28 protein-coding genes, 1 pseudogene and 1 riboswitch are annotated in these 22,715 nt (G+C 50.2%); of the genes and pseudogenes, 2 read left to right on the forward strand and 27 right to left on the reverse strand.

The window, feature by feature from the left end; genetic code table 11:
- Positions 1-31: 31 nt before the first annotated feature.
- The 19 genes and pseudogenes from flhB to flgB form a co-directional block, all read right to left on the reverse strand.
- Positions 32-1,123, reverse strand: a complete 1,092-nt coding sequence (flhB, locus tag ON064_RS09425; RefSeq protein WP_274624557.1) for a flagellar biosynthesis protein FlhB — start codon at positions 1,121-1,123, stop codon at positions 32-34.
- 1 nt (position 1,124) lies between these two features.
- Positions 1,125-1,901 carry a flagellar biosynthetic protein FliR gene (gene fliR, locus ON064_RS09430; RefSeq protein ID WP_274624558.1) on the reverse strand — a complete coding sequence of 259 codons (777 nt, stop codon included), beginning with the start codon at positions 1,899-1,901 and terminating at the stop codon, positions 1,125-1,127.
- Between the two features lie 6 nt (positions 1,902-1,907).
- Positions 1,908-2,177: a flagellar biosynthesis protein FliQ gene (gene fliQ, locus ON064_RS09435; RefSeq protein ID WP_058382069.1), complete on the reverse strand. Its 270-nt coding sequence runs from the start codon at positions 2,175-2,177 to the stop codon at positions 1,908-1,910.
- A 17-nt stretch (positions 2,178-2,194) separates the two neighbouring features.
- Complete coding sequence (gene fliP / locus ON064_RS09440) at positions 2,195-2,878, reverse strand: flagellar type III secretion system pore protein FliP (protein WP_274624559.1); 684 nt, start codon at positions 2,876-2,878, stop codon at positions 2,195-2,197.
- A complete protein-coding gene (locus tag ON064_RS09445; protein ID WP_274624560.1) occupies positions 2,875-3,483 on the reverse strand; it encodes a flagellar biosynthetic protein FliO in 609 nt (202 codons plus the stop codon). The genes fliP and ON064_RS09445 overlap by 4 nt, the downstream gene beginning before the upstream one ends.
- Positions 3,484-3,508: 25 nt before the next feature.
- Entirely contained in the window at positions 3,509-4,555 is a 1,047-nt protein-coding gene (fliN, locus tag ON064_RS09450) for a flagellar motor switch protein FliN (protein WP_274624561.1), read from the reverse strand.
- Positions 4,545-5,489, reverse strand: a complete 945-nt coding sequence (fliM, locus tag ON064_RS09455; RefSeq protein WP_274624562.1) for a flagellar motor switch protein FliM — start codon at positions 5,487-5,489, stop codon at positions 4,545-4,547. The genes fliN and fliM overlap by 11 nt, the downstream gene beginning before the upstream one ends.
- Positions 5,490-5,500: 11 nt before the next feature.
- Positions 5,501-5,716, reverse strand: coding sequence for a flagellar FlbD family protein (locus ON064_RS09460; RefSeq protein WP_274624563.1), 216 nt, complete (start codon positions 5,714-5,716; stop codon positions 5,501-5,503).
- A 28-nt stretch (positions 5,717-5,744) separates the two neighbouring features.
- On the reverse strand, positions 5,745-6,527 hold the full coding sequence (locus ON064_RS09465) for a flagellar hook-basal body complex protein (protein ID WP_274624564.1): 783 nt from the start codon (positions 6,525-6,527) through the stop codon (positions 5,745-5,747).
- 31 nt (positions 6,528-6,558) lie between these two features.
- Positions 6,559-7,017, reverse strand: a complete 459-nt coding sequence (locus ON064_RS09470; protein ID WP_121300696.1) for a flagellar hook capping FlgD N-terminal domain-containing protein — start codon at positions 7,015-7,017, stop codon at positions 6,559-6,561.
- A gap of 17 nt (positions 7,018-7,034) precedes the next feature.
- Complete coding sequence (locus ON064_RS09475) at positions 7,035-8,327, reverse strand: flagellar hook-length control protein FliK (protein WP_274624565.1); 1,293 nt, start codon at positions 8,325-8,327, stop codon at positions 7,035-7,037.
- Positions 8,324-8,785 (reverse strand): flagellar export protein FliJ, encoded by a 462-nt coding sequence (gene fliJ / locus ON064_RS09480; RefSeq protein WP_274624566.1) that lies wholly within the window; start codon positions 8,783-8,785, stop codon positions 8,324-8,326. The genes ON064_RS09475 and fliJ overlap by 4 nt, the downstream gene beginning before the upstream one ends.
- Positions 8,782-10,104, reverse strand: a complete 1,323-nt coding sequence (gene fliI, locus ON064_RS09485) for a flagellar protein export ATPase FliI (protein WP_121300982.1) — start codon at positions 10,102-10,104, stop codon at positions 8,782-8,784. Before fliI ends, fliJ begins: the two co-directional genes overlap by 4 nt.
- Positions 10,088-10,876 carry a FliH/SctL family protein gene (locus tag ON064_RS09490; RefSeq protein WP_274624567.1) on the reverse strand — a complete coding sequence of 263 codons (789 nt, stop codon included), beginning with the start codon at positions 10,874-10,876 and terminating at the stop codon, positions 10,088-10,090. Before ON064_RS09490 ends, fliI begins: the two co-directional genes overlap by 17 nt.
- On the reverse strand, positions 10,869-11,885 hold the full coding sequence (gene fliG / locus ON064_RS09495) for a flagellar motor switch protein FliG (RefSeq protein WP_274624568.1): 1,017 nt from the start codon (positions 11,883-11,885) through the stop codon (positions 10,869-10,871). The genes ON064_RS09490 and fliG overlap by 8 nt, the downstream gene beginning before the upstream one ends.
- A 117-nt stretch (positions 11,886-12,002) precedes the next feature.
- Positions 12,003-13,511, reverse strand: a complete 1,509-nt coding sequence (gene fliF, locus ON064_RS09500) for a flagellar basal-body MS-ring/collar protein FliF (protein ID WP_274624569.1) — start codon at positions 13,509-13,511, stop codon at positions 12,003-12,005.
- Between the two features lie 22 nt (positions 13,512-13,533).
- Complete coding sequence (gene fliE, locus ON064_RS09505) at positions 13,534-13,830, reverse strand: flagellar hook-basal body complex protein FliE (protein WP_058382082.1); 297 nt, start codon at positions 13,828-13,830, stop codon at positions 13,534-13,536.
- Positions 13,831-13,855: 25 nt separating this feature from the next.
- A pseudogene (locus ON064_RS09510) lies at positions 13,856-14,217 on the reverse strand (flagellar basal body rod protein FlgC).
- Positions 14,218-14,222: 5 nt separating this feature from the next.
- Positions 14,223-14,615 carry a flagellar basal body rod protein FlgB gene (flgB, locus tag ON064_RS09515; RefSeq protein ID WP_274624570.1) on the reverse strand — a complete coding sequence of 131 codons (393 nt, stop codon included), beginning with the start codon at positions 14,613-14,615 and terminating at the stop codon, positions 14,223-14,225.
- A gap of 81 nt (positions 14,616-14,696) precedes the next feature.
- Positions 14,697-14,783: riboswitch (cyclic di-GMP riboswitch) on the reverse strand.
- 215 nt (positions 14,784-14,998) lie between these two features.
- On the opposite strand from flgB, the gene ON064_RS09520 reads away from it, so the two are divergent.
- Entirely contained in the window at positions 14,999-15,802 is an 804-nt protein-coding gene (locus ON064_RS09520; protein WP_274624571.1) for a flagellar hook-basal body protein, read from the forward strand.
- A 15-nt stretch (positions 15,803-15,817) separates the two neighbouring features.
- The gene (locus ON064_RS09525) at positions 15,818-16,630 is read left to right on the forward strand and encodes a flagellar hook-basal body protein (RefSeq protein ID WP_274624572.1); all 813 of its coding nucleotides are present in this window, start codon (positions 15,818-15,820) and stop codon (positions 16,628-16,630) included.
- Between the two features lie 247 nt (positions 16,631-16,877).
- Here ON064_RS09525 and flgL read toward each other — a convergent pair whose 3' ends face one another.
- From flgL to motA, 8 genes are all read right to left on the reverse strand, one after another.
- Positions 16,878-17,759: a flagellar hook-associated protein FlgL gene (gene flgL / locus ON064_RS09530; protein WP_274624573.1), complete on the reverse strand. Its 882-nt coding sequence runs from the start codon at positions 17,757-17,759 to the stop codon at positions 16,878-16,880.
- 24 nt (positions 17,760-17,783) lie between these two features.
- A complete protein-coding gene (flgK, locus tag ON064_RS09535; RefSeq protein WP_274624574.1) occupies positions 17,784-18,974 on the reverse strand; it encodes a flagellar hook-associated protein FlgK in 1,191 nt (396 codons plus the stop codon).
- 27 nt (positions 18,975-19,001) lie between these two features.
- Positions 19,002-19,478 (reverse strand): flagellar protein FlgN, encoded by a 477-nt coding sequence (locus ON064_RS09540; protein WP_274624577.1) that lies wholly within the window; start codon positions 19,476-19,478, stop codon positions 19,002-19,004.
- A 40-nt stretch (positions 19,479-19,518) separates the two neighbouring features.
- Entirely contained in the window at positions 19,519-19,791 is a 273-nt protein-coding gene (gene flgM, locus ON064_RS09545; protein WP_058382090.1) for a flagellar biosynthesis anti-sigma factor FlgM, read from the reverse strand.
- A 20-nt stretch (positions 19,792-19,811) separates the two neighbouring features.
- Positions 19,812-20,213 carry a flagellar protein gene (locus ON064_RS09550; RefSeq protein ID WP_147433804.1) on the reverse strand — a complete coding sequence of 134 codons (402 nt, stop codon included), beginning with the start codon at positions 20,211-20,213 and terminating at the stop codon, positions 19,812-19,814.
- Positions 20,214-20,332: 119 nt separating this feature from the next.
- Positions 20,333-20,749: a flagellar basal body-associated FliL family protein gene (locus tag ON064_RS09555; RefSeq protein WP_274624575.1), complete on the reverse strand. Its 417-nt coding sequence runs from the start codon at positions 20,747-20,749 to the stop codon at positions 20,333-20,335.
- Positions 20,750-20,759: 10 nt separating this feature from the next.
- Positions 20,760-21,539 (reverse strand): flagellar motor protein MotB, encoded by a 780-nt coding sequence (motB, locus tag ON064_RS09560; RefSeq protein ID WP_407951604.1) that lies wholly within the window; start codon positions 21,537-21,539, stop codon positions 20,760-20,762.
- Positions 21,523-22,320 (reverse strand): flagellar motor stator protein MotA, encoded by a 798-nt coding sequence (motA, locus tag ON064_RS09565; protein WP_058382093.1) that lies wholly within the window; start codon positions 22,318-22,320, stop codon positions 21,523-21,525. The genes motB and motA overlap by 17 nt, the downstream gene beginning before the upstream one ends.
- Between the last annotated feature and the right edge of the window lie 395 nt (positions 22,321-22,715).

Consider the following 22,715-nt stretch of genomic DNA (forward strand, 5'->3'; position numbering starts at 1 on the left):
CCGCCTGTAGCGGTTTCACATTCGTGAAAACTCACGAAAGCTTGTCCTTCAATGCATAGATATAGGCGAGGACTTCGGCGACGGCGAGGAATAGTTCTTCTGGTACGGAATCGCCAATCGATACTTGTGCGTAGAGCGAGCGGGCGAGCGGCTTGTTTTCCATCGTCACGATGCCGAGCTCTTTCGCTTTTTCTTTGATCTTAAGCGCCGTGAAATCTTTTCCCATCGCAATGACTTTCGGCGCTTCCATCGTTTCGGCGTCGTATTGGATCGCGATCGCGTAATGCGTTGGGTTGGTGATGACGACGTCAGCGTTCGGCAAATCCTGGATCATGCGGTTCATGCTCATTTGGCGTTGCTTTTCCTTGATCTTTTGTTTGATCAACGGGTCGCCTTCCGCCTTTTTGTATTCGTCTTTAATGTCTTGCTTGGACATCCGGATGCCTTTTTCGAACTCGTATTTCTGGTACATGTAGTCGAGCGTTGATAAAGACAGTAAAATCAGTGCCGCAACCATGCCCATCTGGAGGACGAGACCGCCGACGAGGCTCAGGGAGTCGCGCAGGCTTTGCCGCGACAGCGAGAAAATCTCTTCCTGTCCGAACCACAAGACGCCAAACGCCGCGCCCCCGACAATCGCAATCTTCATCAAGGATTTGGCCAGTTCCACAAGCGCGCGAACCGAGAAAATCCGTTTGGCGCCTTTGATCGGATCGAGCCGCTCGAGCTTCGCTTTCAACGGTTCTGCCGTAAACAACGGTCCGACCTGCATGTAATTTCCGAGAAATCCGAAGACCACTCCGACCAGCATAATCGGCACAATGACCAAGAACGCATCCATGGCCAGTTGTTCGAACATGAGCCGGATCGTGTCTGGCGTGATATCCCAACTGATGTATTGGATATAATTGATGCGGTAAATGGCAAGCAATTGGTCGAGCATCCACTCTCCGAGAAAACTCAGGACCAGGATGCCGCCGAGCATGATGAGTGCGGCCGCGACTTCCTGACTTTTGGCCACTTGGCCTTTCTTGCGTGATTCCTGGCGCTTTTGGGGCGTCGCCTTTTCGGTCTTTTCACCGGCAAAAAACTGCAGGTCCAGGTTCAATGGATAGCGTTTCATCCTATCCGCCTCCCAATAAGCTGATTAATTCGCCCATGCTGACCATCATTTTTTCAAAGAGGACCTGCAGCAAATAAAAGAACACGCTCATCGTCAAGAGCAACAATACAAAGCCGACGAAAATTTTCAGCGGCAATCCGACCGCAAAGATATTCAATTGCGGCACGGCTTTTGTCAGGATGCCCAGTGCCACGTCGATCAAAAACAACGACGCGACGATCGGCAAGGAAATTTGGAAGGCGATAATGAACATCTCTATAAACAAATCAGTCATAAAACGCGCGATGGATTCCGCGCCGACCGACAAGAACTCTTCCGCCGGCAGGACGCGCAAGCTCTGCATCACGCCGTCAAGCATCATATGATGGCCGTTGACGGTCAATAGGAACAACAGCGCGAGCGTGTATTTGAATTGCCCGATGATCGGCACTTGAGCGCCCGTCTGCGGATCCAAGACATTGGCGATGGCAAAGCCCATCTGGAAATCGATGAAGGCTCCGGCGATTTGCACCGCATAAAGCAGCAACGCAGCCGTAAAGCCAAGCGCCAAACCGACCGCCAATTCCTTGAAGATCAACAGCGTGTAGCTGCCATCGAGCACCACTGCCGTTTCCGGAGCCCAAGCGGTCGTCGCCGTCAGCGCGAGAAAAGCGGCGATGCCGATTTTGAATTGATTGGGCACGCCCCTCATCGCAAACAGCGGCGCAATCAGGAAAAAAGCGGTAAGGCGGATGAGCACGAGCAAGAAGAACGGCAGCAGATTAAGAACATCATTCATCGGCGCTTATCCGATAAACCGTGGAAGCTGCTCGAACAAATCGCGCGTATAATCCAGGAGCATCGTCAGCATCCAGGGGCCGAAAATGACGAGCGACAGAAAAACCGCCAGTATTTTCGGGATGAATGCCAGAGTTTGCTCCTGGATTTGGGTCATGGCCTGGAATACACTGACCAATAGCCCCACTCCCAGTGCGATGAGCAATAGCGGAGCTGATATGAGAATGATGAGGTAAATGGATTGTTCTGCTAGTTTGATGACCATATCCGGCGTCAAATAAATTCTTCCTCTCGCTAAAAGCTGACAAGCAGCGATTCGATGATTAAGTACCATCCATCCACCAGGACGAACAATAAGATTTTAAAAGGCAGTGAGATCATGACCGGCGGCAGCATCATCATCCCCATCGCCATCAAGGTCGATGCGACGACCATATCAATGATCAAAAACGGGATGAAAATGACGAAGCCGATCTGGAAAGCGGTCTTCAATTCACTGAGTGCGAATGCCGGGATCAGCGAAGTCAATGGAATGCCTTCGATGCCGTCCGGCTTTTCCAGTTCGGCGTATTTGAAGAACAACGCCAAATCTTTTTCACGCGTATGCTGCGCCATGAATTCCTTGATCGGTAAGATGGCGGCATTGAGCGCTTCTTCCTGGTTCAGTTCTTCGTCCAAATACGGCTGGAGCGCGGTATCTTTCATTTCTGTCGCGATCGGAGCCATGATGAAAAAGGTTAAAAATAAAGCCAATCCGACCAGTACCTGGTTCGGGGGCATCGATTGCGTGCCGAGCCCTGTCCTCACGAAACTCAAGACGATGATGATGCGTGTAAAGCTCGTCATCATGATGAGAATGCCAGGTGCGAGCGACAACACCGTCAGCATTAATAATAATTGCAAAGTCGTCGAAACATCTCCGGGATCGGTATTATCGAGCGAGATTCCGGGAATGGCCAATAATAATTCTGGGATCATCGCTGGTCCTCCCCGTCATCTGTGCGCTTTTCGCCAAAAGACAAGCGCCGTTCTTTTTGCTTATCCAAACTGCGGGCGAAGTATTGCTCGAAATTCGTGAACGGCGCTTTCGCTTTGCCGCTATTTCCAAACAACGCGGATGTAGCTGGACGCTGTTGTTCCAAATCTTGTTCCAAAGCGGCAATCTCGGCTTCTCCCGAAAATTCCTTGATGAGCGTCACTTCGTTGCCCACGCCAATCAAGTAAAATTGGCCGCCGACTTTGACTAGCTGCAGCGATTTGTTCTGGCCGAGCGGCGAGCCGCCCATCAACTGGACCGCACGCTGCGATTGCACGCCTTTTTGGCGCATGGCCAAAAATTTGATGAGCCCGTAAATCAATCCGGCGATCAGCAAGGTATAGAAAATCAATTGCCCGATGATCGCAGCGAAACTTTTCTCTTCGATCTCCGGCACCGCTTCCGCTTCTGCCGGTTCCGTTTCGCTTGCCGGGTCTTCTTTCAGCCAATCGGCTACATTTCCCGTATCCGCAGACGCCATTGCCGGTGCAGCAAGCCAAAGGGCAGCGAGCGTTATGAGTAGTAAAATCCATTGTCTGTAATTCACACTTGCCGTACTCCTTCGCCTTGCATCAACGCAATTTGGAAATGCGCTCTGCCGTACTTAAAATATCAGTCACCCGCACGCCGAAGTTTTCGTCAATGACGACCACTTCGCCGACAGCAATCAGTTTGTTGTTGATGAGAATGTCCACTGGCTCTCCTGCCAGTTTGTCGAGTTCGACAATCGACCCTTGCGACATCTCGAGGATTTCCTTGACCATCCGCTTCGTACGGCCAAGTTCCACCGTCACTTGCAGCGGAATGTCCAAGAGCATGTCGAGGTTGTTCGGCGCCGATTGTTCAGCGGCGATCTCATCAAAGCTCGAGAATTGGACGGACTGGACGTTCGGCCCGTTAGCATCCGCCGGCTGTGAAGTTTTTTCTGGTTGTTGCTGTTCATTTGATGACATATCCTGTATCTCCTTCGCTTCTTCCGCTTGCTCGCAGCCTGCCAACTCTTCGACTAATTCTCGGCACTGGCCGGCCGGCAAATACATGCGGAACGCTACATTTTGGCGGTCGCCGATAGTCAGTGTAAACAGCGCTTCAGCAAACCATTGTTCTTTGGTGAAATGAGTGAACGGAAATTTCTGCCCCGTCTCCAGAATGTCCATGCCCGATAAGGAATAGCCGATCTCTTGGCCGCTTACCATAGACAACGCTGCCGCTGATGACCCAAACAAGCGCATAAGCATATCCTGAACTGCCGCGAATAGTTTTTCGCTGTCTGTTTCACCCGACAGCTCCGAAGCCATTGCATTCGCATCCGTCTGGTCGAGCGTGACGATCTGCGGCATTTTCAAAAAGCCGCTATATTCACCGAGCGCGACGTAAACCGCCGTCTCGGTTTCCGCAAACAACTCATCCTTACTCTTTACGCTCCAAACCGGCCCTTTGATAGCGGCCGTTTCCGGAAACAGCGGGTCGCGAAGTGCAGCGGTGCCGCCGAACGCTGTACAGAACAATTCTTTCAATACGCCCAGTTCATGGCTGCCTAAAGCTTCCTGCGGGACGGTGCTTTCCGCCTTATTCAACAACCCTTTCATCTCTTCAGGCGATAGGCGCTCATCCTTCATCGCAAACTTCCCCTTCCCCGCACAAGCCGGTAATTTGTACCGCCAGGCGGCCTTTTGAAATTCCCGGCTGTGCAAGGAATTTCTGTTTCTGGTCGATATACAGTTTCACCGGTGCATCGATTGCTTCATCCAAGCGTAGGATGTCGCCTTTTTTCAAGTCCAGGAAATCCTTGATATCGATTGCTACTTCACCCAGCACTGCCGCTACGTCCATCTTCGTTGCGTGGAGTCGCCTTTCGAGCACTTCCACTTCCTCATGCTCGACCGCTTTTTTCTGGCTTGCCAGCCAATGGCGTGCAGATAATTTCGGCAAGACCTGTTCTAGCACCAAATGCGGAAGACATAACTGAATCTCGCCTTCCGTTTCGCCAATCTTCGCCTGTAATTTAACGATGATGACCGTTTCATTCGGCGAAGCCATCGGCAAAAATTGCGGATTTACTTCAACTTCCTTTAATTCTGGTGATAAATCAATGACCGATGTCCACGCTTCCTGAAAGCAGCCCAGAGACTGTGCAAAGATCCGGTTGATGACACTGATTTCGATTTCGGTCAAATCACTCGGCCTTTGTACCACATTCCCTTGCCCACCGAGCAAGCGATCGAACATGACGTATGCCACTTCCGGTGAAAATTTCATCACCATACTGCCATTGAGCGGAGGCGCTTCAAATACGCCGAGAATCGACTTTTTCTCGATATTTTCGAGAAAATCCGTATAAGCCACTTGCTCCACTTTTTCAGCAGTGATTTGCACATAAGTACGCAATTGGGTCGAAAAATAGGAAGTCAACAGACGCGCAAAATTCTCATGGATGCGGGATAGTGTCCGAATCTGATCTTGCGAAAAGCGCAAGGCCTTCTTGAAATCATAGGTATGAATGTTCTTGCTGTTCGAGGCTTCTGTGTTGATGCCTGAAAAATTTGTTTCCATACTGACTCTCCTTACTCTTCCATGGGTGCATCGTGCAATTTCGGCAGAATGTTGATGTTGCGGTAGTAAGCCGAGACCAAGTCAATCACTGTCTGTACCGGCTCCAACACATGTACTTTTCTTCCTGTAGTAAGTGTTACAACCGTATCCGGCATGGCTTCAATGCGCTCAATATAAACCGCATTCAAGACGATTTCAGAACGGTTCAGCCTTGTTAAGCGAATCATTGCGCATCACTCCGTTCGGCTGGATTTATCATCGTTTCAAGTTCACGACTTCCTGAAGCAGTTCATCGGAAGTGGTGATGGTCCGTGAATTCGCCTGGAAACCGCGCTGAGCGATAATCATTTCCGTAAACTCTTCCGTAAGGTCAACGTTGGACATTTCAAGCATTCCAGATCCGATTTCAGTTCCCGCTTGTGCAGCATTTTCAATTACCAGGCCACCAGGGCTTGCGATATTGGTCATTTCGTACAAAGAGCCGCCAAACTTGCGCAGGCCAGCAGGATTTTCAGGAGTGGCGATGCCGATATTCGCTGCTACTTCCTCTGTGCCATCCGCTTGCTTTCCAATCACTTCGCCCAGACGGTTGATCGTGTAAGAATCGTAACCGCTGATATTGATTGGTTGTCCATTATCGCCCAATACGTTATAGCCTTGAGCTGTTACCAGATTCCCTTCAGCTGTCACCGTGAAATTACCTGCGCGCGTTAAATACTGTCCTTCGCCCGGCTGTGCTTCCGGATCTTGTACGACGAAGAATCCATCACCCATAATAGTCAAATCCGTTCCGACGCCTGTTGACATCGCTGACCCCGCATTGTGGTTAACATTTAAGGATGCGCTGGTCGAACCAAGGCCGACTTGCATCGGATTTGCCCCGCCATTGGACATGTTCTGGCTCAATAAATCTTGGAACGTGATGGTACTTTTCTTGAATCCGACCGTATTGACGTTGGAAATATTATTACCGATAACATCCAATTTCACCTGGAAGTTTTTCATGCCGGAAATCCCGGAGTACATGGAACGCAACATTTTTCATTTCCCCTTTCAGCTGGCTGCAAGTTTAGGCTTGCTCGGCCGCCTGTTCGTTTTTGATTTCGCCTTGCTGTTCGATCCGTTCAATGGCAGACAATGGAATCTTCGTTTCTTCGCCTTCCAGCTCGACCATGATCTCACCATTCTTCATCGTGACTGCTTTGACAATGCCGGTTCCCGCTTGTTCATTCGCCGACCAGCTGACTTCGGTCCCAAGCAAATGGGCAGAACCTGCAAGCGATGCGCTTCCGCCTTCTCCGGCGTAGCCTGTCATCGTCTTGTTCAATTGCGTCAACTGCTCGAGGCTGCTGAACTGTGCCATCTGCCCAATGAATTCTGCATCTTTTTGCGGTTCCATCGGATCCTGGTATTTCAGCTGGGCGATCAGGATTTTCAGGAAAGCGTCTTGCCCGAGTGCATCCGGCTTTGTTTTTTCTGCAGCTGCCGCGGGCTGGTTCGCCGCCGTCGTTGCTGTGGTGATATTCATACAATCAGTCCCCTTTGTTAAACGGTATAATTCACTTGGCCATTGGCTGAAACAGCTTCACGCTGGCTCCTCTGTGGGATATCGGCATCATCCGAAACGGATTCACCGCCGCTTCCGCCGCGCCGGCCAGCGCTATTTCCAGACGCATCCGCGAAAGGCGATTCCCGCTGCCGTTCGTGCTGTTGGAATTCAGATGAACTGCGCTCTTCCCGCACTTCCAAACGATCGATCTCCACGCCTTGCTGAGACAGTGACATGCGCAATTGATTTAATTGAAACTCGACCGCTTCTTTCGCTGCGCCGTGGCTCGCGATGATTTGCGCGCTCACTTTGCCGCCTGCCGTGCTCACCAAAATCTCCAGATGACCGAGATGTTCAGGAAAAATATTGATGCGCAAGCGCGTTTCATTTCCGCCGGCGCTCAAGCGGGCCGGTGAGCTGATCCATTCCGCGAGTGTTTCTGATAGTTTCTGCACCGGCACTTGCCGAACCGGAACATCCACTGGCTTTTGATCAGCAAGAGCAGCCGGAAGCACAGCGGCCTGCACTTGCCCTTCTGTTTTCACAGGAGCTGCAGCTTGAACTGCTTCCGTTTTTGGAATCGTTTCGCCTTCTGCAGGCACCGCTTCCGCAGCTTGCGTGTCAGGCGCTTGCTGTTCAACCGCATTGTTAGCTTGAGTGCTGTCCTTCGACAGCGCGTGGAGCCAGGCGGCAGGCGTCTGAGCAAATGGCAGGCGCGCTTCCGTTTTAATCGGCGTGAGCTCTTTCAATAACAACAGTTTTTCTGAAGGAAGCGATTCTTCTTTCAGCTGCGCAGCCAACTCGATGAGCGGGCGCAGCGCTTCTTCCGGCGTCGCTTCAGCTGAGGCAAATTCTTTTTCCGCGACCCCCGAAAATCCCGCAGGCTGTGCGAATTGTTTAGCAGTCAGCAATAAGGATTTTATTTGTTTTACTAATGCAGCCAATTCATCCTGCACCTCTACGTCGGAACTAAAGGCTTCGATGGCTTGTTGCAACTGCTCTCCGTTTGTATCTGCGAGCAACTGGAAAACTGCGTATTGCAAAGCTTGCTGCTCTTCGGTCAAGTGCTCTTTAGGCATGCCCGATAACTGCTCGAGGAGCGCGGTGAGTTCTTTCATCGGCAATTCTTCTGATGCGATTTCAGGCTCCGCTATCGACTGCGCCGCTTCTCCCGATAGCGCCACGAGCAATCGCCCGAACTGTCCTGCAGGCTCGCTGCTTTCCTGCGTTTTTACTGCAGCTGCGGGTGCAGCGGGCCGACCGGTTAATGCAGACTCCAGCGCGTTCACTGTGCGTCACCGGTTCTGCCGAGGCGGTAATAGCGGCTTCCGGCCAAATCATCGAAAAAGTTCTGCTCGGCCATTTGGTGTTCTTTCTGGTGGGCAGCGTAGTTTTGCTCTTTTAAATTGCCCCAGGTTTTTTCTTCACGTGCTTTCTCTTTCAAGGCATCCTGGCTTCTCGAGACAATGCGTTCATGGGTCGCAACTTCCCGGTTCGCCATGGACGATTGCTCATAGAGCTGGTGGATGTATTCTTCGAGCATGCGCAGTTCGGAGATCGGGATGCCTTTTTGCTCTTTTGCCTTTTTCATTTCTTCTGCCTGGGCGATTTTGCTGTGCAATGCTTCGCTTTGCTCGCGGACGGCCTGCTCTTTTTTCAACGCTTCGGCCATCTCCACTTGCGCCAGCTGCGTTTCGTTTTCTTTCAGATCGAGAATTTTCTGGAACCGGAAATTGAATCGTGTCACGTTTCAGCACCTCCAAATTGTTGTGCGAGCCGGTCGACGCTTTCCGCCAATTCGGCCTTCTCGTATATATCTTGCTGTAAATAATTCCGTATTAACGGGTATGCGCGGATTGCTTCATCAATTTCTTTGTTCGCACCGCTTTTATAAGCACCGATATTGATCAAGTCTTCCGCGGAATCATGGGCAGCAAGCAATCGCTTCAATTCGGTCGCCGCTCTTTGATGGTCGCGCGTCGTCACTTCATTCATGATACGGCTCACGCTTGCCATGATATTAATCGCTGGGAATTGCCCTTTTTGCGCCAATTTGCGGTCTAGGACGATGTGGCCGTCCAAGATACCGCGCACCGCATCGGCGATCGGTTCGTTCATATCGTCGCCATCGACCAGCACGGTATAAAATGCCGTAATCGACCCTTTCGATGAGGTACCGGAGCGCTCGAGTAAACGCGGCAATAGCGCGAAAACGCTCGGCGTATAGCCTTTGCTGGTCGGCGGTTCACCGACCGCCAGCCCCACTTCACGCTGCGCCATGGCGAAACGCGTCACGGAATCCATCATCAACATGACGTTTTTCCCCTGATCACGGAAATACTCCGCAATCGCGGTAGCTGTCAGCGCCCCTTTAATGCGCTGCATGGGGGTCTGATCGGACGTCGCGGCGACCACGACCGAGTTTTTCAACCCTTCTGGCCCGAGATCGCGTTCGATAAAGTCGCGCACTTCACGTCCACGCTCGCCAATCAGCGCGATGACGTTGACATCGGCTTCGGTGTTGCGGGCGATCATGCCCATGAGCGTACTTTTTCCGACGCCGCTTCCCGCGAATACGCCGATGCGCTGGCCTTGCCCGACCGTCAGCAACCCGTCGATCGCGCGCACGCCGACTTCCAAAGGCTTGTCGATGCGCGGCCGTTTCAGCGGGTTCGGCGGTGTGTTGGTCGTGGAATATTTCTTTAAGCCTTTCGGCAGTTTATTGTCATCCAAAGGCTTTCCTGTGCCATCTAGGATTTTTCCAAGAATGGCTGGGCCGACGCGGATCTGCAACGGCACGCCTGTTGCCACGACGAGGCAGCCTGGCCCGACTTGCGCCAAATCGCGCAATGGCATGAGCATGATTTTATTTTCCTTGAATCCGACCACTTCCGCCTCGATCGGTGGGTCGAAACGGCTTGGATATAATAAGCACAACTCACCGAGCTTGGCGTTCGGCCCTTGCGCTTCGATGGTCAAGCCGATCACTTGGACGACTTTTCCGTGTTTTCTCACCGGCTCGATTTCTTCCAGCAGCGTCAAATACTCGCTATCTATCAGTTTCATCATTGGATTTCTCCTCACAATAAACGAGCAATTGCTTTTTGATTTCGTTCAACTGGCTATCCAGCGTCGCATCGAACGAGCCACTTTTCGTATGAATCGTGCAGCCGGAAGGCGCTTGCCCTGCGACTGGCATCAGCTTGAGTTCAGCGCCTGCTCGGATATAACTTTTCAGCTCGTCTTCAAAAGGCAGCATTGCCGGATAATCTTCAAGCGCCACATGGATGGCGACTTCTTCCGAATCGTCCACTTGCCTTAGCGCGTGGCGGATAATCGACAAGAGCTGCACATCGTCTTGCATCAATTCGTTGCGGATGATTTTCCGCGCGATTTCGGTGCTCAGCGATAATAAAAACGGTTCCGATTCACGGATAATGCGACGCTGTTCTTCGTAGGCCGCCGCGATCAAACTTTCCATCAACTCGCGCTTTTGGAGAAAATCCGCTTCGGCTTGAGCGAGCCCTTGCGCGAAGCCTTCTTGAAAGCCGGCTTCCGCGGCAGCTTGCGCCTGTTGCTCCGCTTGTTCTAGCGCTTGCTGCTGTTGAGTTTCACGCCATTCGGCCATTTCTGCATGTGCTTGTTGCTGTTCTTCGGCCAATTGTTTTCTCAGCGTACCCAATTGCTGCTCCAACCCGCTGACTTCGCCTTTCAACCGTTCGCCGTACTGTTCGATGTCTGACTCCGCTTGAGCTTCGAACGGCCGGCGGGTTTCCACTTTGCGCAATCCGATGATTTTTGTGCCGCTTTGTTCGGTGCTGCGGATGATGTTAGACAATCAGTTCATCTCCCTCTTCCCGGGAAACGGTAATTTCGCCCTCTTCTTCAAGCTTGCGGATGAGCGCTACGATTTCAGTCTGCGCATTTTCCACATCCTTCAGTTTCACAGGCCCCATCACTTCTATCTCTTCTCTAATCAGTTCTGAACGTCTTGAAGACATGTTTCTAAATATGCTTTCCTTAACTTCATCACTTGCTGCCTTCAATGCCAGGCTTAATTCCACATCACTCACTTCGCGAATAACCCGCTGGATTGAACGCACATCCAATTTAACCAGGTCTTCGAAGACAAACATAAGTTTTTTGATTTCCGCGACAAGCTCTGGGCTGCCGCTTTCAAGTTCAGACAAAATGGCTTTTTCTGTACTCCGGTCGACTTGGTTGAGGACGCGGACAATCGCCTCCACCCCACCGGTTGCTGCGTAGTCTTGAACGCCGTTGACAGAAGATAATTTCCGCTCCAAAATTTGCTCCACTTGTTGAATGACATCAGGTGATGTACTTTCCATTAACGCGATGCGCTTGGCGACTTCCGCCCGCTGCTCAACCGGCAACTGCGAAAGGATCTGGGAAGATTGCTTTGGATCCAGATAAGACAAGACCAATGCAATGGTCTGTGCCTGTTCGTTCTGCAACACGGTCACGAGCCGGGCGGGATCCAAACGCCTCGCGAAATTGAATGGCTTGACTTGAAGGCGGTTTGACAGGCGGCCGATCGTGTCAATGGCCTTTTCTTTGCCGAGCGCTTTTTCGAGAACTTCCCGCGCGTAGCTGAGCCCACCTTCGTTCATATAATCCTGCGCCAGGACCATTTCATAAAATTCATTGATCACTTTTTCAGTCTGGCTGTTCTTCAATTGGCGTACATTGGAAATTTCCATCGTCAATTGGTCGATTTCCCTTTCCGATAAGCGCTTGAATACTTCGACGGAAACGTCAGGGCCCATGCCCACAAGCAATACGGCGACTTTTTGGATTCCCGTCAATTCTTTAATGCGTTCTACCATTCAATTCTCCCCTAATCATCCGCCATCCATGAGCGCAGTAGATTTGTGAAATCATCAGGACGCCCTTTTGCAAGCTTCTCGATAGTTTTGCGCTTTGGATTGGTCCGATTATTAAATTCAGACAAATCGACGCTGCATTTTCGCAGCCGCCCGCTCGAAATAATCCATCTCAAGTTCTGCTGCCAATTCTTCCTGCTGCTTTTTGCGTCTCTTGGCTACAAGAAGGATGATGCCCGTCAACAAGATCACAGCCACTCCGGCAAGTACGTACCAAAGAAGCGGAACGCCTGTCCAGAAAGTCGTGACTGGCTCTTCTTCGGCCAGTTCCGGACGACCTTGGAATTCGGTCGCAAAGATGGAAATTCGGTCGTCGAGCTCTGCCGGCGTCGGTTGGAACTCGTTCATGCTGAGCGAAGCGCTGACCGTATTCCCCAATAAGTTGCGGATATCCGTCATGTTCTGCTCAGTCAAACTTGCCGGATTGTCCGGCACTGGCGGTTCTACGCCGACATTGATCGTAATATCGTCGATGACATAAGGGCTCATCTCGATTTGGCGGCTGATGCGGTTGACTTCGCGGTTGATACGTTCTTCGGTCCGTTCGGATTCACTCGTTCCGGTGCCGTCTGCTGCGGGGTAATTGGCAATATCCGTTTCCCCGGTTCCGGCATCATCTGCCAGCGCCGCACCTTCACTTGCATAAGTTTCGACGATCCGCTCGACGCTGATATCGATGCCTTCGCCTGTTTCGAGATCGACTGGCTCTACCAATTGCTCTTCTCGTTTTTCTTTCGTGAAATCGATATTCGCCATAACGGAAACAACGACTTTGTCTTGCCCGAGTAATAGCCCGAGCATCTGCTGCAATTCACGTTGAATATCTTGTTCTATGCCTTGCTGGATTTCTCGGTTTTGCTGATACACCGTCAAATTGGTGTCCGGTGCTCCTGTATCTTGCAATTCGAATACTTGTCCGTTCTGGTCCATGATGACGATTTGCTCCATCGGCAGATTCGGCACTGATTTGCTGACCAAATGATACAAACCGTTGATTTGTTTCTGATCCAAATTCAAGGTGCCATCGCCTTGGATGACGATCGATGCGGTCGATACTTGTTCTTCGTCGGTCAACCAGACGTTTTCTTTTGGCAAGGTGATCATGACGTTCGCATCAGTCACGCCGGCAATTTGTTTTACCAAATACGCAAGTTCGTTTTGCATCGCATCGCGTTCGACAACATCAAAATGGCGGTCGGTCATGCCGAGCCCCATATTTTCACTGAATATGCCGTACGTGACATTGCCGTTTTTCGGCAAGCCTTCTGCCGCTAAGCTCACTTTCAATCCGGCGACTTGCTCGTCCGGAACGGAGATGGTCGAACCGTCCGTCGACACTTCGACCGGAATTCCTTGGCTTTCGATCGCCGCTTTGATTTCGCCTGCTTCCGCAGGATCCAAATTGGAATACAAAGGCGACATATCGGATTGGCTATTGAAGAAAACAAAAAGCCCTAGGGCAAGTAATGTGATGAAAAAGGACGCGGCCATCAGCCATTTGGTCGCTTTCGATAAACTGCCCCAGGAGTCTTTTGTTTTGGTTTTATAGGTTTCGAACTTCTCTTTCATTGAACGCACACCTTAGCTTTTTTCATACTTGCATTCTCATCACTTCTTGGTACGCTTCCACTACTTTATTGCGTACTTGCATCGTCATTTGCAGTGACAGGCTCGCTTTTTGCGAAGCGATCATCACTTCATGGACATCTTTCACTTCGCCCGTCAGCAATTGGTCCGTCTTTTTATCGGATACATTTTGTGCCGCGCTGACTTCTTTCAACGCATTTTTGAAAACATCCCCGAACCCTGTCGCTTGCGGCTCCGGCTGCATTTTTTCCAGGAATTGATTTTGCAGAAACGGTGTCTGCAACTGTGCAATTTTCTCCATGCTGCCCCTCCTCAACTAAACTTCGTTATTTCCCGATTTCGAGTGCTTTCATGAACATGCTTTTCGAAGCATTCATCGCGGTGACGTTCGCTTCATAAGAACGCGTCGCCGACATCAAATCGACCATTTCCTTAATCGGATCCACATTCGACGTACGCACATACCCTTCGGCATCGGCATCCGGATGTTCCGGATCGTAAGTCACCGGAAATGGCGTGGCGTCGTCGACAATTCTACAGTCTTGCGGCGGTATGGCACCCATTCCCCATTGACCAATTCAGCACGGTTCGTATTGGCATTGGCGATATTCGAAGACACGACATCCATTCGCAAACGGTTGGCGGTCAATCCAGATGCGCTAATATTCAGACCATTAAATAAAGACATAAGCGTTATCTCCCTCCATTGATGACTGAACTCAAGCTGGAAAACTTGCCGTTGACGCGCTCTGTAACAGCGTTATACCATAATTGGTTTTTCGCCAGCTCCGCCATTTCAAAATCCATGTCGACATTATTGCCGTTCGGTGTCATTTTCGTATTGTGGTTGACTGTCACCGGCGTTGCCCCCGCCCCACTTTGGAATTCCAGGTGGCGTGCATCGGTGCGGTAACTGTTCATCCGCGAAGCGCTTGCCTGTTCCATCGCCTGTTGAAAATTCACTTGCTTGCTTTTATAATTTGCTGTATCGACATTGGCGATATTGCCTGCATGAACACGCTGTTTCAATGTCGAAGTCGATAATGCCTGCTCCATTTTTTGAATGCTTGATGGAAAGATATTCATCTTTTTTCTCCCCCGTCTCCAAATTTGCCCAAATAAAAAACCCACTTTGAAAAAGGCGGATTTGAGTCAAATCTACCATCTTTCGGTAACCCGGCGATCTTGTGTCTTAGACAGTTAGACCCGTAGCTTTGCGTCCTTCACTTTCGTGTAAGTTTGCTATTTTCGTCATGATATGGGTATATTTTTCTTTAAACTCGTCTTTTAGAATCATTTTGAGTCGTTACTACCTCGGTATAGTATCATGCTTTTTTTAATTTGGCTATTTTATTTTATAAAAAAATTCTACTATTTTTTCCATTTAATATACGCTTTTCTGTTAAAATGAAGATACCACATAGAATACATAGTCCTAAAGACTATAATAAGGAGGATTAATAGGTAATATGTTCCGAGGATTATACACAGCTACTTCAGGAATGATGTCTCAAAATAGAAATCAACAAATATTGACAAATAATCTATCGAATTCCAATACTCCAGGATTTAAAACTGATGAAGCGGCAATTCGCTCGTTTCCACAGCAATTAATAAAAGCGCAGAATGCCAATCAACCTGCGCCGATTGGCCGGCTTTCCACCGGCGTTTACGTCCAGGAAGCGATCCCTTCATTTCTGCAAGGGCCGATACGCGAAACGGGAAATGCGACCGATTTCGCCCTAGTGAACGATAATTTGCCACTAGATGCCGAAACCGGCGAACGCGGCACGTTATTGTTTGCGGTTGAAACAGAACAAGGCGACGTCCGCTATACGCGCAATGGGCAATTCACGGTCGACGCAGAAGGATTCCTTGCGACCAGCTTTGGCCAGCGTGTGCTCGGCGACAATCTTCAGCCGCTACAAGTCGGCAATGGCGAATTTTCTGTCCAAACGAATGGCGAACTCACGCGTTCGGATGGCGTAGGTGCCGGAAGCTTATGGATCGGCGCTTCGGATGAACCGGAACAACTGATCAAGCAAGGGCATAACTTACTTGCATGGGCGGGAGAAGATGCAGATGCTCCGGCACTTGCCGAAGACGCCGAACGATTCGTCAAGCAAGGCTTCATCGAACAATCGAATGTCGATTTGACCCGCACGATGACCGATATGATGACTGCTTACCGCGGATTTGAATCCAACCAAAAAGTAATCCAGGCCTATGACCGCAGCATGGAAAAAGCGGTCAATGAAATCGGCCGGGTCTGATAAGGAGCCAAACAGATGAACATCCAAATGAATGCGGCGAGCAGCTCGATGCGCGAACTGCAGAAAAAAATCGACATGATTGCCAATAATGTCGCCAACGTCAATACGACCGGCTATAAAAAACAAGAAGCCAATTTTGCGGACACCTTGCTTCACAGCGTGAATAAGCAAGCCGGGCCTGCCAATGAAATCGGCCGAAGTACACCGAACGGGCTGCGCATTGGCGGGGGGACACTGTTATCCGACGGCGTCACCCGGCATTCGCTCGGAAAGATGCAGGAAACGGGGCGCGAATTGGATTTTGCAATCGATTCCCCGAACAGCTATTTCCGTGTCACGAACGAAGATGGCATTTATTACACCAGAAATGGATCATTTCAAGCTGAGCCGATTCCGGGCAGCGACCGATTGGCACTTGTCACCGCTTCCGGCGATTCGGTCTTGGACGCTGACGGAACGCCGATCACGCTTGCAGCAGGATACGATGAATTGAGCATTGGATCAAACGGCACCGTGACGGCAACTTATGCCGGCCAAGCGGCTGAAACGTTCCAATTCGGAACTGCTCAAATTAACCGGACCGCCCTTCTAGAAAAAACAGGCGATAACCGCTACCGTTTGCCAGGCACTGAAGCTGAACAAATTGCAGCTGGCGCCTTGGAACTGGGGGGTTCTCCTATTTCACAAGCGGTGCTGGAAACTTCGAACGTCGACATGGCGAGTGAAATGACCGAACTGATCGCCACGCAGCGCCTGTTTCAATCGCAAGGCCGAGCCATTTCCTTTGCAGATGACATGATGGGTCTGGTCAATACGATGAAATCCTAATATTCTCCAATTTATATTTGATTAATATAGCAACGAAAAAACCCATACGATGAAATCCTAATATTCTCCAATTTATATTTGATTAATATAGCAACGAAAAAACCCGCATTTCCAGGAATCATCTGGAAATGCGGGTTTTTTATGCAATGTGTTGAATAACAGCTATCAACCAATTCGCGTGTTCTTCAAGTTTATGTAACCGATTTTCTAAAAACAAAAACAGCCGATGCTTGTGTGCATCCGCCGTTTATCTAAGAAAATCCATTAAGTTGGTCTGCATGATTTTAGCAGATGATGATAAGCTTGCCTGATAAATGCTTTCTTCACTCTTTAGTTTTATTAGTATTTCAGCATAATCTACGTCTTCTATAGAAGATAGCGCAGATCCAAGAGAAAGTTTGGCGTCCAACAAACGGCTTTGGGTTGATTCAATGCGATTTTGGCGTGCGCCGTTTTCAGCGGCTGAGTTCAACAAGCGCTCCATCGCATCATCGATTTCATCGAGATTGACGGACTCACCAGCTTGGATGCTGTCAGCGAGTTTTCCAACGGCCCGGAACAAATTGCTCGGATCTTCTGCATTGCCGACAAGCGTTTGAGGTAAAATGCCGATTTCAATTTGCATCCCCGGACCGATTTTCGCCGTTTTCAGTGGCCCGTTCGCTGGTGCTGCTTCAAAAGAAACAGCATCCGCAAACGGCTTTACCGTGCCATCGCCGCCTCCGAACAGATATCTTCCATCAACTTCCGAATTGGCAAATTGGCACAATTGCTCATTTAGCACGCCGACTTCCTTGAAAATCAATTCGCGATCTTCCGGAGACAATGTCCCGCTCCCGCCTTGAACACCGAGTTCCCGGATGCGCTGGGTGACATCGACCATCGCCTGGATGGAACGATCGTTTTCATCCAGCCACAAATTGGCATCTCCGATGTTGCGTTCGAATTGATCGTTCGCCGCCATGACACTTTTCAAGCTCATCGATTTTGCCACCGCTTGCGGATCGTCAGACGGTTTGTGAAGCAATTTGCCGCTGGATGCCTGCAAATTGGTTTTCTCAAAGCGCCCGAGATTTTGCTGCATATGGTTGACGGAATTTTGATGCATCATTTGTTGGGTTACTCTCATGGGATTGTCCTCCGTTTATCAGCTTTAGCGTGCAGCCATTCGGTTTATGATCGTATCAAGCATTTCATCGGTGGTCGACACCAACCGGGCTGCGGCATTATAGGCGTGCTGGAATTTCACCAAATTCGACATTTCCTCATCCAGCGAAACACCCGCGACTGACTGGCGGCGGTTTTCGGTCGACGTCATCAATTGCTGCTGCGTCGATACCGCATAGCCCGCACTCTGTGCTTCCGCGCCTAAGCCGCTCACTAGTGAACGAAAATCGGCTTGTACTTTTTTCACGTCTTCATCAAGGCCTTCCGGCAGTTCGAGTTTGGCATCTTTTGCCACGCTCAATTCGCCGCCCGCCGCATTTTCAAAAACATTGCCGTTCGCTTCAGCGAATTCTGTCACCGCGACCTTAATGTTTTCTCGGTAGCTCGTGACACTAACTGCGGCTTGTGAGAGTCCGCCAAGCTTGCCACCGGCTGTCTCAGGGTCGAGTGCTTCACCAGCTTTCACTAGCTGATTGTTTGACGCCAATGTAATCGCATAGCTGCCATCTGTTTTTTCTGTGACTTTGATGTCCATCAACTGCGACAGTTCATCGACAGCCGCGTCGCGCTCGTCACGCAAATTGTTTGCTTGCGGGCCTGTCCGCATGATGTTTTTGTTCAATTCTTCAATGCGCGAGATTAAGGTCTGCGCTTCTTTCTCCGCAGCCGTTGTACGCTCTTTCAACTCCGCCGTCAAATCGCCCATCGACCGGTCAATCGTTTTCGCCACGTCCGCAAATGCTTGCGCCCTCTCTTTAACGACTGCTTGAACGGCTGAGTTCGACGGATCGCTTGCCAAGTCTTGCCAAGCGCTCCATAAACGGCCCATTGAAGCATTGAGGCCATTGTCTCCCGGCTCTCCGAGAATCGTTTCAACGTTCCCAAGCGCCTCGCTTTTCGTTTGCCACTCCGCAAATTCTGCTGTATGCCCCCGGTATTGCTGGTCAAGAAAGCGGTCACGCACACGCATCACCGAGTCGATGGAAACACCGGTTCCGAGCTGCCCTGATCCTTGGCTGGTCCAGACTTCCAGAGAAGCAGAGGAACTCGTATTCACTTGTTGGCGCGAATAGCCTTTCGTGTTGGCATTCGCGATATTCTGGCCGGTCGTAGAGAGACTTGCTTGGCCTGCAGACAAGCCGCGGCTCCCGGTTTCCAAAGTGTGAAAAGTTGACACGTGATCCCCTGCTTTCTTCTCGGGACTTTACGCTTTTGTATCGAAAAAGCCCCGATTGGTTGACTGTGTATGTTTGGTGTTGGATTGTGGCTGGTAATTGTATGGCTGTTTAGCAGGCGTCGTGATATGCCCGATCATGCCTGAAATAAAATCTACGGAATCTTGCACCAGTTTTTCGTTCTGGCGGTTTTTCGCTTGCAGCTCCATGAGCAATTGCTTCAAAGTCGTTAATTGGTCTTGCAGCGCAAGTTTTGCCGTCTCATCCGACAATTGCTCTGTGAACTGGCTGAAGCTGAGCCCAGGGTGTTCTTCAAGAACTTCGATCACCAGGCGTTCGCGCTCATCTTCCAGCTGCCCGAGCCTGCGGATCAGCCGCGTCTCTTCTTTGACGAGTTCTGTCAGTTCATCGACCTTATGCTCGATCAACACCGTTTGCTTGCGCTCAGCGTAGCGGATCAACTGATGCTGAATGGTAATCAGCTCATCAAGTGTTGCAGTCATCATTTTCAACACCGGAGTTCCCTCTCTTTCCATCGCTCAACTGTTATTTGTCAAACCAGTACTGATGGATTTTCTCAGCTACTTTGTCTTGGTCCACCTTGTATTCCCCGGAGGCTACCTGTGCTTTTAGCAACTGTATTTTTTCCTGACGGGCGATATCCGCTTCCGTATTCTTCTCGAACATCGCCTTCGCCTCACTTGAAATTTGCAGATGGTCTTCCTGTTGAAGCGGGCGCGCCTTTTGGGCCGGCGTCACCTGCATTTGCTTTTGATAAGATTGTATAAAGGAAGAACTATTCGTTTTATCAATATTCATTCCTTCACCACCTCTTAGTTTTAGTTCTTCAGTCTCCAGTGCGCTTGGTTGCTGTTCGTCCAATCGCCATCTTCAGCCAGGATCTCATTGGCGCTTCTCAAGAAATCCAGCCGGCAGTCTTCACAGAGCATGTGCCGATGGATGATTTCTTTGCAATGGGCGCACGGATAACCGAGATTCGGATAATCTCCCGTTAAAATCCGCCCTTCTCTAAGGAATTCGGAAATCTTGTGGACGGAGACGCCCGTAAATAGATGGACATCCTCGAGAGACGCGTTCCGATGTTCATGTTCTTGCAAAAACGTATAGACTTTTTTGAATGCCGTTTCGTTTTCCTGATGGCACTTCAGGCAGCAAGCGATTTGATCACGCAGAAAGAGCGCTCCGCAGCTGGGGCAATTGTCCAGTTTCGGGGTTGTCAAATGGATCACCTAGTTTCTTATCGCAATCAGTTCTATGTTGTCCGGGACTATTCGATTTACTATCTATACTACTAATATCGGCCATTCTTGAAAAATGTTTAGCCTTTTTTTAAAAAACATTATTGCACTTTGAACTGCGTGACGAGTACGCGTTCGACTTTTCCTTTGCCGACCAGGTTTTCGAGCTGCGCAGTCATTTCATCCTGCAGCAACGTGATGCCTTCTGTGCCGACCAGCTGTTCTTTTTCCATGCCGGCCACAGTCGCAATTGCCGCTGCACGGACTTCCGCGTGGCGTGTTTCCATCTCTTCTTTTATTTTTTTATCTGCTGATAAAATATTAAACTGCACCACTGCATAAGATGCCGGCGTGGCGAGATTTGTTGTGATTTCTTCCGTGTCGATGCTCAGCTCGACCATTTCATCGGCTGTCAGCGGTGCATCTGCATCCACATCTTTTTGCGTTAGGAGAAAATAGACCGCTCCTCCAGCGCCCACAAGGGCCGCAATTAATAAAACTAACAATACTTTTTTCATCATCCACCTCTTACTCTTCGGTTTCCGGCTCATTCTTATAAGGAGAAATCAGCACTTCGACGCGGCGATTTTGCGCACGTCCCTCTTTTGTATCGTTCTCGGCAATCGGCTGATATTCGCTATAGCCGGTCGCGCTGAATTTTCTTGGGTCCAAGTCGCCGTTTTCCAGCAAAATCTTCATGAAGTTGATGGCGCGTGCTGAACTAAGTTCCCAGTTCGAATCAAACTCGCCGCCAACTGCCGGCACGTTATCTGTATGGCCTTCGATGTAGATCATCCGCGGCGGATCACTGACGAGCAGCTCCGACAATTCGCTCGCGATCGTACGCGCCTGCTCGTCGATATTCGCGCTTCCGGATTGATACAAGACGCCTTCATTGATCGTCAGCATGAGCCCTTTATCGGTCAACTCTGTCTGAAGCTTCGGCGATAAGCCCTTTTCATCAATATACGATTCGATTTTCTCCTGGAACTCGCCCAGTTCCTGGCGGTCGCGCACTGCTTCGATTTCTTCCATCATTTCCTCGGTCATGCCTTCTTCAGGAATGATCGCAAATGGCGAAGTGTCGGTGTCCAATTCCACAGGCGCTGACTGGTCAAGCAGGCCGGTGCCGCCTTGCAACTCCACATTGAACGATTCGGAAATGGCCTTGAATTTCTTCGCATCGACTTCGCTTGCCGCAAACAGCACGATAAATAGTGCCAAGAGCAGCGTCAAGATATCGGCATACGGAATGAGCCAGGATTCGTCGACATGTTCCTCGTGCTTTTTTTTACGCTTCAACTTCAACACCACTCTGTTGTTCGTCTTCTAACACACGGTCTTTGGCCGGCAGATACGTCAAAAGTTTTTCTTCTACAGTTCGTGCAGGCAAGCCTTCTTGTACGGCAAGCAAGCCTTCAAGCATGATTTGTTTCACGCGCGCTTCCTTTTCGGATTTACGCTTCAATTTATTGGCGAATGGGTGCCACAGGACGTATCCTGTGAAAATCCCGAACAGCGTTGCAATAAATGCCGCTGAAATCGATTTTCCGAGCAATGCCACATCGTCCAAATGGCCAAGTGCTGCGACAAGCCCAATAACCGCACCAAGTACGCCGAGTGTCGGCGCATATGTACCGGCTTGGGTGAAAATTTTCGCACCGAGTTCGTGGCGGTCTTCCATCGCCGCGATGTCTTCTTCCATCAAGTCACGGATGTGCTCGAGCGATTGGCCATCGACGACCATTTTCAAGCCGCGCTGCAAAAACGGGTCTTCCACTTCTTCTGCACGCTCTTCCAAGGCGAGCAAGCCTTCTTTTCTTGCGACCATCGCCCAGCCGGTGAACATCGGGATCAGTTCTTTGATCGACAATGTTTTCTGTTCACCGAACAATACTTTGAACAGCCCCGGGATGCGCTTTACTTCATCCATCGGAAAGGCGATCAAGATACAGGCAGCGGTGCCCATGAAAATGATGACCAATGCGGCTGGGTTATATAGTGCGGCCGGGCTGGATCCTTTCAAGGCCATGCCGCCGACGAGCACAAGTACGCCCAAGATGATGCCTAACCAAGATGTCTTATCCACGTCCATACCTCATTTCACTTTGGATATTTGTTGAGTTGAATAGTGAGCCTGTGAGAGTTCACTGTTTGCGATATTCCGCAAAACAGCTGGCTTTCCGGGGGGCTCGCGCTGAACTAATTCGGGCTAGGCGCCCGAATGGATTTCAGCACTTCATCGAAACGGAGTTGGAAAGCCCCCTCCGTTTCTGCTCCCCCAGGAGTCTGCGCTGTTTTGCTCCATATCCTTTTTTGCTAATTATAAAAAGCGGAAGGCGGCGACTCCTGCGGGAATAGCATGAGTCTTGAGACCCCGCAGGAAGCGAAGCGACCGAGGAGGCTCAAGCCATGCCCGCGGAAAGCGTCCGCCTGAAGCGGTTCCTTTAAGTTTCTCCCTCAGTTATTCAACCCAACATATCC

This window comes from Planococcus sp. A6, from assembly GCF_028823615.1.
Classification (GTDB): domain Bacteria; phylum Bacillota; class Bacilli; order Bacillales_A; family Planococcaceae; genus Planococcus.